The sequence below is a fragment of the Pseudomonas sp. 05N36 genome, from assembly GCF_056397385.1.
On sequence record NZ_JBFTNH010000010.1, the window covers coordinates 174,615 to 185,032 of the forward strand.

Sequence of the window (10,418 nt, forward strand, 5' to 3'; positions counted from 1 at the left end):
CGCTGACACCGGGCCAACGAAGAACTTTGAACCATGGCCACTATCCACGTAGACGGCAAAGAGCTCGAAGTCGATGGGGCAGACAACCTGTTACAGGCATGTCTGTCGCTAGGCCTCGATATCCCTTATTTCTGCTGGCACCCCGCCCTCGGCAGCGTTGGCGCTTGCCGCCAGTGCGCCGTCAAGCAGTACACCGACGAGAACGACAAGCGTGGTCGTATCGTCATGTCCTGCATGACCCCGGCGACCGACGGCAGCTGGATCTCCATTGACGACGAAGAAGCCAAAGTGTTTCGCGCAAGCGTCGTCGAATGGCTGATGACCAACCACCCGCACGACTGCCCCGTGTGCGAGGAAGGCGGTCACTGCCACCTGCAAGACATGACGGTAATGACCGGCCACAACGAGCGCCGTTACCGCTTCACCAAGCGTACCCACCAGAACCAGCAACTGGGCCCGTTCATTTCCCACGAAATGAACCGCTGCATCGCCTGCTATCGCTGCGTACGTTTCTATAAAGACTACGCCGGCGGTACTGACCTCGGTGTATTCGGCGCCCACGACAACGTGTACTTCGGTCGCGTTGAAGACGGCACCCTCGAAAGCGAGTTCTCCGGCAACCTCACCGAGGTCTGCCCGACCGGTGTGTTCACCGACAAGACTCACTCCGAGCGCTACAACCGTAAATGGGACATGCAGTTCTCGCCGAGCATCTGCCATGGCTGCTCCAGCGGTTGCAACATCAGCCCGGGTGAGCGTTACGGCGAACTGCGTCGCATCGAAAACCGCTTCAACGGTTCGGTGAACCAGTACTTCCTTTGCGACCGTGGCCGTTTCGGCTATGGCTACGTCAACCGCGAAGATCGCCCACGTCAGCCACTGCTGGCCAACGGCGCCAAGCTGAGCCTCGACGAAGCGCTGGATAAAGCCGCTGATTTGCTGCGCGGTCGCAACATCGTTGGTATCGGTTCGCCGCGTGCCAGCCTTGAAAGCAACTACGCCCTGCGCGAACTGGTCGGTGCCGAGCACTTCTACTCGGGTATCGAAGCTTCCGAGCTTGAGCGTATTCGCCTGGTCATGCAGGTGCTGAAAGACAGCCCGCTGCCGATCCCGAACATGCGCGACGTCGAAGACCACGACGCGATTTTCGTCCTCGGTGAAGACCTGACCCAGACCGCTGCGCGCATGGCCCTGGCCCTGCGTCAATCGGTCAAGGGCAAAGCCGAAGACATGGCCGACGCCATGCGCGTTCAGCCGTGGCTCGACGCCGCGGTGAAAAACATCGGTCAGCACGCGCTGAACCCGCTGTTTATCGCAAGCCTGGCTGAAACCAAGCTCGACGACGTGGCTGAAGAATGCGTTCACGCCGCTCCAGACGACCTGGCACGTCTCGGTTTCGCCGTGGCTCACGCCCTCGACGCCAGCGCCCCAGCCGTCGAAGGCCTGGACAGCGAAGCCCTCGAACTGGCTCAACGCATCGCCAACGCCCTGCTCGCGGCCAAGCGTCCGCTGATCATCGCCGGTACTTCGCTGGGCTCCAAAGCCTTGATCGAAGCGGCGGCGAACATCGCCAAAGCCCTGAAGCTGCGCGAGAAGAACGGTTCCATCAGCCTGATCGTGCCAGAGGCCAACAGCCTCGGCCTGGCCATGCTCGGTGGCGAGTCGGTCGATGCAGCCCTGCAAGCGGTGATCTCTGGTCACGCCGACGCCATCGTGGTGCTCGAAAACGATCTGTACACCCGTACCGACAAAGCCAAGGTCGATGCCGCCCTGACCGCCGCTAAAGTGGTGATCGTCACCGACCATCAGAAAACCGCTACCAGCGATCGCGCGCACCTGGTTCTGCCAGCCGCCAGCTTCGCTGAAGGCGACGGTACGCTGGTCAGCCAGGAAGGCCGCGCCCAGCGCTTCTTCCAGGTCTTCGACCCGACTTACCTCGATGCAAGCATCCTGGTTCACGAAGGCTGGCGCTGGCTGCATGCCCTGCGCGCGACCCTGCTGAACCAGCCGATCGACTGGACCCAACTGGACCACGTCACCGCTGCCTGCGCTTCGAGCACTCCACAACTGGCCGGTATCGTCAACGCTGCACCGTCGGCTTCGTTCCGGATCAAAGGCCTGAAACTGGCTCGCGAACCGCTGCGTTACAGTGGCCGGACCGCCATGCGCGCCGACATCAGTGTGCACGAGCCGCGTACTTCCCAGGACAACGACACCGCGTTCTCGTTCTCCATGGAAGGTTACTCGGGCTCCGTCGAACCGCGTCAGCAAGTGCCATTCGCCTGGTCGCCGGGCTGGAACTCGCCGCAAGCCTGGAACAAGTTCCAGGACGAAGTCGGTGGTCACCTGCGTGCCGGTGATCCGGGTGCTCGCCTGATCGAAAGCCAGGGTGATTCGCTGAACTGGTTCGCCAGTGTTCCGCGTGCATTCAACCCGGCCCAGGGCACCTGGCAGGTTGTGCCGTTCTATCACCTGTTCGGCAGCGACGAGAACTCTTCGAAAGCCGCTCCGGTCCAGGAACGCATTCCGGCCGCCTACGTGTCGCTGGCCAAGTCCGAAGCCGATCGCCTGGGCGTCAATGACGGCGCCATGCTGAGCTTGAACGTTGCCGGCCAGACTCTGCGTCTGCCGCTGCGCATCAACGAAGAACTGGGCGCTGGCCTGGTGGCGCTGCCTGCGGGTATAGCAGGCATTCCACCGGCAATCTTTGGCAAATCCGTTGACGGTCTGCAGGAGGCAGCGCAATGACCTTGTTCACTCCTGAAGTGATCGACATCATCATCGCGGTGCTCAAGGCCATCGTGATCCTGCTCGCCGTAGTGGTCTGCGGCGCGCTGTTGAGCTGGGTCGAGCGTCGTTTGCTCGCCCTCTGGCAGGACCGTTACGGTCCTAACCGCGTCGGCCCGTTCGGCGCGTTCCAGATTGCAGCCGACATGATCAAGATGTTCTTCAAGGAAGACTGGACGCCGCCGTTCGCCGACAAGGTGATTTTCACCCTGGCGCCGGTCGTGGCCATGAGCGCCTTGCTGATTGCCTTCGCGATCATCCCGATCACCCCGACCTGGGGTGTCGCGGACCTGAACATCGGCATCCTGTTCTTCTTCGCCATGGCCGGTCTGTCGGTATACGCGGTGTTGTTCGCCGGCTGGTCGAGTAACAACAAGTTCGCCCTGCTGGGCAGCTTGCGGGCCTCGGCACAAACCGTGTCGTACGAAGTGTTCATGGGCCTGTCGCTGATGGGCATCGTGATCCAGGTCGGCTCGTTCAACATGCGCGACATCGTTGACTACCAGGCCCAGCACCTGTGGTTCGTCATTCCGCAGATCTTCGGTTTCCTGACCTTCTTCATTGCCGGCGTCGCCGTGACTCACCGTCACCCGTTCGACCAGCCGGAAGCGGAGCAGGAACTGGCCGACGGTTACCACATTGAATACGCCGGCATGAAATGGGGCATGTTCTTCGTCGGCGAGTACATCGGCATCGTGTTGATTTCGGCGCTGCTGGTAACCTTGTTCTTCGGTGGCTGGCACGGTCCGTTCGGCATTCTGCCGCAGATCCCGTTCATCTGGTTCGCACTGAAAACCGCGTTCTTCATCATGTTCTTCATCCTGCTGCGCGCCTCGATTCCGCGCCCACGGTATGACCAAGTGATGGACTTCAGCTGGAAGTTCTGCCTGCCGCTGACCCTCGTCAACATGCTGGTGACCGCTGCGATCGTGTTGCTCAACACGCCCGCCATCGCGGCTCAGTGAGGATAGAGAATCATGAAGTATATTTTTGACATCGTGCATGGCTTCTTCACCCAGCTTCGCAGCCTGGTGATGATTTTCGGCCATGCCTTCCGCAAGCGCGACACGCTGCAGTACCCGGAAGAGGCGGTGTACCTGCCGCCGCGCTTTCGTGGACGTATCGTCCTGACCCGCGACCCCGATGGTGAAGAGCGTTGCGTTGCCTGCAACCTGTGCGCCGTGGCGTGCCCGGTCGGCTGCATCTCGCTGCAGAAAGCCGAAACCGAAGACGGTCGCTGGTACCCGGAGTTTTTCCGTATCAACTTCTCGCGCTGCATTTTCTGTGGCCTCTGCGAGGAAGCCTGCCCGACCACCGCGATCCAGCTGACACCGGATTTCGAAATGGCCGAGTTCAAGCGTCAGGACCTGGTTTACGAGAAAGAAGATCTTTTGATCTCCGGCCCCGGCAAAAACCCTGACTACAACTTCTATCGTGTTGCAGGTATGGCCATTGCCGGCAAGCCGAAAGGCTCCGCGCAGAATGAAGCCGAACCGATCAACGTGAAGAGCTTGCTGCCTTAAGGAAGAAAGATGGAATTCGCTTTCTATTTCGCGTCAGGAGTTGCCGTTGTGTCCACGCTTCGCGTGATCACCAACACCAATCCTGTACACGCCCTGCTCTACCTGATTATTTCGCTGCTCGCCGTGGCGATGACCTTTTTCAGCCTCGGTGCGCCATTTGCCGGTGTACTGGAAGTGATCGCCTACGCCGGCGCCATCATGGTGCTGTTCGTGTTCGTGGTGATGATGCTGAACCTCGGCCCCGCCTCGGTTCAGCAAGAACGCGTCTGGCTCAAGCCCGGTATCTGGGCGGGTCCCGTTGTACTGGCTGCGCTGCTGCTGGCTGAGCTGCTGTATGTGTTGTTCAGCCATTCCAGCGGCACCGGCGTCGGCCACACCACCGTAGACGCCAAGGCCGTGGGCATCAGCCTGTTCGGTCCTTATCTGCTGGTGGTCGAACTCGCCTCGATGCTGCTGCTCGCCGCAGCCGTCACGGCGTTCCACTTGGGCCGCAACGAGGCGAAGGAGTAACTTTATGCCTGCTATCCCTCTCGAACATGGTCTGGCGGTTGCCGGCATCCTGTTCTGCCTCGGTCTGGTTGGCCTGATGGTCCGCCGCAACATTCTTTTCGTGCTGATGAGCCTGGAGGTCATGATGAATGCCTCCGCACTGGCTTTCATCGTTGCCGGTAGCCGTTGGGGCCAGCCGGATGGACAGATCATGTTCATCCTGGTGATCAGCCTGGCAGCCGCCGAGGCCAGCATTGGCCTGGCGATTCTGTTGCAGCTGCATCGCCGCTTCCACACTCTCGATATCGACGCTGCCAGCGAGATGCGCGGATGAACCTTCTCTATCTGACTTTCGTATTCCCCCTGATCGGTTTCCTGCTGCTGTCGTTCTCACGCGGCCGCCTCTCGGAAAACCTCTCGGCGCTGATCGGCGTCGGCTCCGTCGGCCTCTCGGCGATCGTTGCTGCCTACGTCATCTGGCAGTTCAACGTCGCGCCGCCTGAAGGCGGTCACGTCACCCAGGTGTTGTGGCAGTGGATGTCGGTAGGCGACTTCAAGCCGAACTTCGCCCTGTACCTGGATGGCCTGTCCGTGACCATGCTCGGTGTGGTCGTCGGCGTGGGCTTCCTGATCCACCTGTTCGCGTCCTGGTACATGCGCGGTGAAGACGGTTACTCGCGCTTCTTCGCGTACACCAACCTGTTTATCGCCAGCATGCTGTTCCTGGTGCTGGGCGATAACCTGTTGTTCCTGTACTTCGGTTGGGAAGGCGTGGGCCTGTGCAGCTACCTGTTGATCGGTTTCTACTACAGCAACCGCAACAACGGTAACGCCGCACTCAAAGCCTTCATCGTCACCCGTATCGGCGACGTATTCATGGCCATCGGCCTGTTCATCCTGTTCCAGCAGTTGGGCACGCTGAACATTCAAGAGCTGCTGGTCAAAGCGCCTGAGCACTTCAAGACCGGTGACTTCTGGATCGTCATGGCGACCCTGATGCTGCTGGGCGGCGCTGTCGGTAAATCCGCGCAACTGCCGCTGCAAACCTGGCTGGCGGACGCGATGGCCGGTCCTACCCCGGTTTCGGCACTGATCCACGCCGCGACCATGGTGACCGCTGGTGTCTACCTGATCGCCCGTACACACGGCCTGTTCGCCCTGGCGCCGGATATCCTGCACCTGGTCGGCATCGTCGGCGGTGTGACCCTGGTGCTCGCCGGTTTCGCAGCCCTGGTACAAACCGACATCAAACGTATCCTCGCCTACTCGACCATGAGCCAGATCGGCTACATGTTCCTGGCGCTGGGCGTAGGTGCCTGGGAAGGCGCGATCTTCCACCTGATGACCCACGCGTTCTTCAAGGCCCTGCTGTTCCTTGCTTCCGGTTCGGTGATCGTTGCCTGCCACCACGAGCAGAACATCTTCAAGATGGGCGGCCTGTGGAAGAAACTGCCACTGGCCTACGCCAGCTTCATCGTCGGCGGTGCGGCCCTTGCAGCCCTGCCACTGGTGACCGCAGGTTTCTACTCGAAAGACGAAATCCTCTGGGAAGCCTTCGCCAGCGGCAACCACGGTCTGCTCTATGCAGGTCTGGTGGGTGCCTTCATGACGTCGCTGTACACCTTCCGCCTGATCTTCATCGCGTTCCACGGTGAAGTGAAGACCGAAGCCCATGCCGGTCACGGCATCGCTCACTGGCTGCCACTGTCGGTGCTGATCGTGCTGTCGACCGCCATTGGCGCGATGATCGTTCCGCCGCTGCACGGCGTACTGCCAGAAAGCGTTGGGCATGCCGGCGGCGAAGCCAAACACAGCCTGGAACTGGTCTCGGGTGCTATCGCCCTGTCCGGTATCCTGCTGGCCGCGCTGCTGTTCCTCGGCAAGCGTAGCTTCGTCACCGCCATCGCCAACAGCGGCATCGGCCGTCTGCTCTCGGCCTGGTGGTTCGCCGCCTGGGGCTTCGACTGGATCTACGACAAACTGTTCGTCAAGCCGTACCTTGCGATCAGCCACATGCTGCGCAAAGACCCGTTCGACCAAACCATCGGTTTGATCCCGCGGATGGCCAAAGGGGGTCACAACTCCCTGAGCCGTACCGAAACTGGTCAACTGCGTTGGTACGCCGCCTCGATGGCTGCTGGTGCCGTGCTGGTTATCGGCGCTGTCGTGCTGGTAGCGGTCTGATATGAACCTTGCGAACTTGCGAAAGGAAACGAGCCCGTCATGATTTTGCCATGGCTAATCCTGATCCCCTTCATCGGCGGCCTGCTGTGCTGGATGGGTGAGCGCTTCGGCGCTACCCTCCCCCGCTGGATTGCGCTGATCACCATGTCCCTGCTGCTCTCCCTCGGCCTCTGGCTGTGGGCCCACGGTGACTATTCATTTGCTCCGGCGCCTGGCGCCGATCCGACCTGGGCGCTTGAGTTCAAGCATGTCTGGATCCAGCGCTTCGGCATCAACGTGCACCTGGCCCTCGACGGCCTGTCGCTGTTGATGATCATGCTGACCGGTCTGCTGGGTGTCCTCTCGGTACTCTGCTCGTGGAAAGAGATCCAGCGTCATGTTGGCTTCTTCCACCTGAACCTGATGTGGATCCTGGGCGGTGTCGTCGGCGTGTTCCTGGCCCTCGACCTGTTCATGTTCTTCTTCTTCTGGGAAATGATGCTGGTGCCGATGTACTTCCTCATCGCGCTCTGGGGTCACAGTTCTTCGGACGGCAAGAAAACCCGGATCTACGCAGCGACCAAGTTCTTCATCTTCACTCAGGCCAGCGGCCTGATCATGTTGGTGGCGATCCTGGGTCTGGTACTGGTCAACTTCAACAGCACGGGCGTGATTACTTTCAACTACGCCGACCTGTTGAAAACCAAGATGTCGCTGACCACCGAGTACGTTCTGATGCTTGGCTTCTTCATCGCCTTCGCGGTGAAGCTGCCAGTAGTACCGTTCCACTCCTGGTTGCCGGATGCTCACGCACAGGCACCGACTGCGGGTTCCGTTGACCTGGCCGGTATTCTGCTGAAGACCGCTGCGTACGGTCTGCTGCGTTTCGCCCTGCCGTTGTTCCCGAATGCGTCGGCCGAGTTCGCGCCGTTCGCCATGGCCCTGGGCCTGGTCGGGATCTTCTACGGTGCGTTCCTGGCTTTCGCCCAGACCGACATCAAGCGCCTGGTCGCCTACTCCAGCGTTTCGCACATGGGCTTCGTACTGATCGGCATCTACTCCGGCAGCCAGTTGGCCCTGCAAGGCGCAGTGATCCAGATGCTCGCGCACGGCCTGTCGGCAGCGGCACTCTTTATCCTCTGCGGCCAGCTCTACGAGCGCACCCACACTCGCGACATGCGTGAGATGGGCGGCCTGTGGTCGAAGATCGCCTACCTGCCTGCCATCAGCCTGTTCTTCGCTGCAGCTTCGCTGGGCTTGCCGGTGACCGGTAACTTCGTCGGTGAGTTCCTGATCCTGATCGGCACCTTTGCCAGCGCGCCGTGGGTCACCGTGATCGCGACTGCCGGCCTGGTGTTCGGTTCGGTCTACTCGCTGATCATGATTCACCGTGCCTACTTCGGTCCGTCCAAATCGGACGCCGTGCTGCATGGCATGGATACTCGCGAAATGATCATGGTGGTTGGACTGGCGGCACTGCTGATTTACATCGGCGTCTACCCGCAACCGTTCCTCGATACCTCTGCCGCAACGATGCATGGCGTGCAGCAATGGTTCGGTACCGCCTTCACTCAACTCGCTTCGGCCCGGTAAGAGCGCTATGGACTTTACGATTCAACACTTTATCGCGCTTGCGCCATTGTTGATCACCAGCGCCACGATCATCGTGGTGATGCTGGCGATCGCCTGGCGTCGCAACCACTCGCAGACCTTCCTGCTGTCGGTCGCGGGTCTGAACCTGGCCTTGCTGTCGATCCTGCCAGCCTTGAAAGTCGCGCCTCTGGCCGTGACTCCACTGCTACAAATCGACAGCTTTGCCTGCCTGTACATGGCGCTGATCCTGGTCGCCACCCTCGCTTGCGTCACTCTCGCCCATGCCTACCTCGGCGAAGGCGGTACGGGTTACCCGGGCAACCGTGAAGAACTGTACCTGCTGATCCTGATGGCTGCCGCCGGTGGCCTGGTTCTGGTCAGCGCGCAGCACCTGGCCGGCTTGTTCGTCGGTCTGGAACTGCTCTCGGTACCGGTCTACGGTCTGGTGGCCTATGCCTTCTTCAACAAGCGCTCTCTGGAAGCCGGCATCAAGTACATGGTGCTGTCGGCAGCCGGTTCTGCGTTCCTGTTGTTCGGTATGGCCCTGCTCTACGCCGAAGCCGGCACCCTGAGCTTCAGCGGCATCGGTCACGCCCTTGCGGCCACTGGCCTGCCAAGCCCGCTGGCGCAGATGGGCCTGGGCATGATGCTGATCGGCCTGGCGTTCAAACTGTCGCTGGTACCGTTCCACCTCTGGACGCCGGACGTCTACGAAGGTGCCCCGGCACCGGTTGCAGCGTTCCTGGCCACCGCCTCGAAAGTTGCCGTGTTCGCGGTCATGGTGCGTCTGTTCCAGATCTCGCCAGTGGCCAGCAGCGGTGTGTTGAGCACCGTGCTGACCGTGATCGCGATTGCCTCGATCCTGTTCGGTAACCTGTTGGCACTGACCCAGAGCAACCTCAAGCGTCTGCTGGGTTACTCGTCCATCGCCCACTTCGGTTACCTGCTGATCGCCCTGGTGGCGAGCAAGGGTCTGGCGATGGAAGCCATCGGCGTGTACCTGGTCACCTACGTGATCACCAGCCTCGGTGCTTTTGGCGTGATCACCCTGATGTCCTCGCCGTACAAAGGCCGTGACGCTGACGCACTGTACGAGTACCGCGGCCTGTTCTGGCGTCGTCCGTACCTGACCGCCGTCCTGACCGTGATGATGTTGTCGCTGGCCGGCATCCCGCTGACCGCAGGCTTCATCGGCAAGTTCTACATCATCGCCACCGGTGTCGAATCTCACCAATGGTGGCTGGTCGGCTCCCTGGTATTGGGCAGCGCCATCGGCGTCTTCTACTACCTGCGCGTCATGGTCACCCTGTACCTGATCGAGCCAAACCTGCGTCGCGTCGACGCCCAACTGCACTGGGAACAAAAGGCAGGCGGCGTGATGCTGCTGGCCATCGCAGTGCTGGCGTTCTTCCTCGGCCTGTACCCACAACCGCTGCTGACACTGGTTCAGCAGACTGGCCTGGCGGGTTGATCGCTTAAGCGACACTCAGCAAAAACAGAAACGGCACCTTCGGGTGCCGTTTTTGCGTTTGGGCTGGAGAAATCCGGGATCTGGGATGGCCCCATCGCGAGCAGGCTCGCTCCCACAGGGGATCTGCTGTGAGCACACTACTCGTGCATGCCTGCGATTAATTGTGGGAGCAGCCGGGCGGCGTTCCGTCCGCTCGCGATAGCGTCAGCCCAGACACCACTGCACTTGCGCCCTGCCCATAAACAATGTATGGTCAGCCCCTCTCCTGCAACCTCTTTGGCTGTTTTCGGTAAAGCTGGCTTGCGCTAATGTATCCGGGCTCATTGTGAGCGTTGCTGCTACAACGCTCGGCCCTCGATGAGTAGCCGCTCCCGACTGTCCTGAAAAAACCC

8 protein-coding genes are annotated in these 10,418 nt (G+C 60.8%); all 8 read left to right on the forward strand.

The features are described 5' to 3' along the window. The first annotated feature begins 33 nt into the window (after positions 1–33). The 8 genes from nuoG to nuoN are packed head-to-tail and all read left to right on the forward strand — an operon-like array spanning position 34 to position 10,026. Positions 34–2,748, forward strand: coding sequence for an NADH-quinone oxidoreductase subunit NuoG (gene nuoG, locus AC1DIH_RS15170; RefSeq protein WP_477772277.1), 2,715 nt, complete (start codon positions 34–36; stop codon positions 2,746–2,748). Continuing rightward, positions 2,745–3,752 (forward strand): NADH-quinone oxidoreductase subunit NuoH, encoded by a 1,008-nt coding sequence (nuoH, locus tag AC1DIH_RS15175; protein ID WP_019689819.1) that lies wholly within the window; start codon positions 2,745–2,747, stop codon positions 3,750–3,752. The genes nuoG and nuoH overlap by 4 nt, the downstream gene beginning before the upstream one ends. Positions 3,753–3,764: 12 nt before the next feature. Continuing rightward, positions 3,765–4,310 carry an NADH-quinone oxidoreductase subunit NuoI gene (nuoI, locus tag AC1DIH_RS15180; RefSeq protein WP_218570730.1) on the forward strand — a complete coding sequence of 182 codons (546 nt, stop codon included), beginning with the start codon at positions 3,765–3,767 and terminating at the stop codon, positions 4,308–4,310. A gap of 9 nt (positions 4,311–4,319) precedes the next feature. Further along, positions 4,320–4,820 (forward strand): NADH-quinone oxidoreductase subunit J, encoded by a 501-nt coding sequence (gene nuoJ / locus AC1DIH_RS15185; protein WP_019689817.1) that lies wholly within the window; start codon positions 4,320–4,322, stop codon positions 4,818–4,820. Positions 4,821–4,824: 4 nt separating this feature from the next. Next, the gene (nuoK, locus tag AC1DIH_RS15190) at positions 4,825–5,133 is read left to right on the forward strand and encodes an NADH-quinone oxidoreductase subunit NuoK (protein WP_054597859.1); all 309 of its coding nucleotides are present in this window, start codon (positions 4,825–4,827) and stop codon (positions 5,131–5,133) included. After that, entirely contained in the window at positions 5,130–6,983 is a 1,854-nt protein-coding gene (gene nuoL, locus AC1DIH_RS15195) for an NADH-quinone oxidoreductase subunit L (protein WP_427547085.1), read from the forward strand. Before nuoK ends, nuoL begins: the two co-directional genes overlap by 4 nt. Before the next feature lie 39 nt (positions 6,984–7,022). Beyond that, positions 7,023–8,555 (forward strand): NADH-quinone oxidoreductase subunit M, encoded by a 1,533-nt coding sequence (gene nuoM, locus AC1DIH_RS15200; RefSeq protein WP_429538571.1) that lies wholly within the window; start codon positions 7,023–7,025, stop codon positions 8,553–8,555. Between the two features lie 7 nt (positions 8,556–8,562). Beyond that, positions 8,563–10,026, forward strand: coding sequence for an NADH-quinone oxidoreductase subunit NuoN (gene nuoN, locus AC1DIH_RS15205; RefSeq protein WP_145020016.1), 1,464 nt, complete (start codon positions 8,563–8,565; stop codon positions 10,024–10,026). Positions 10,027–10,418: the final 392 nt, after the last annotated feature.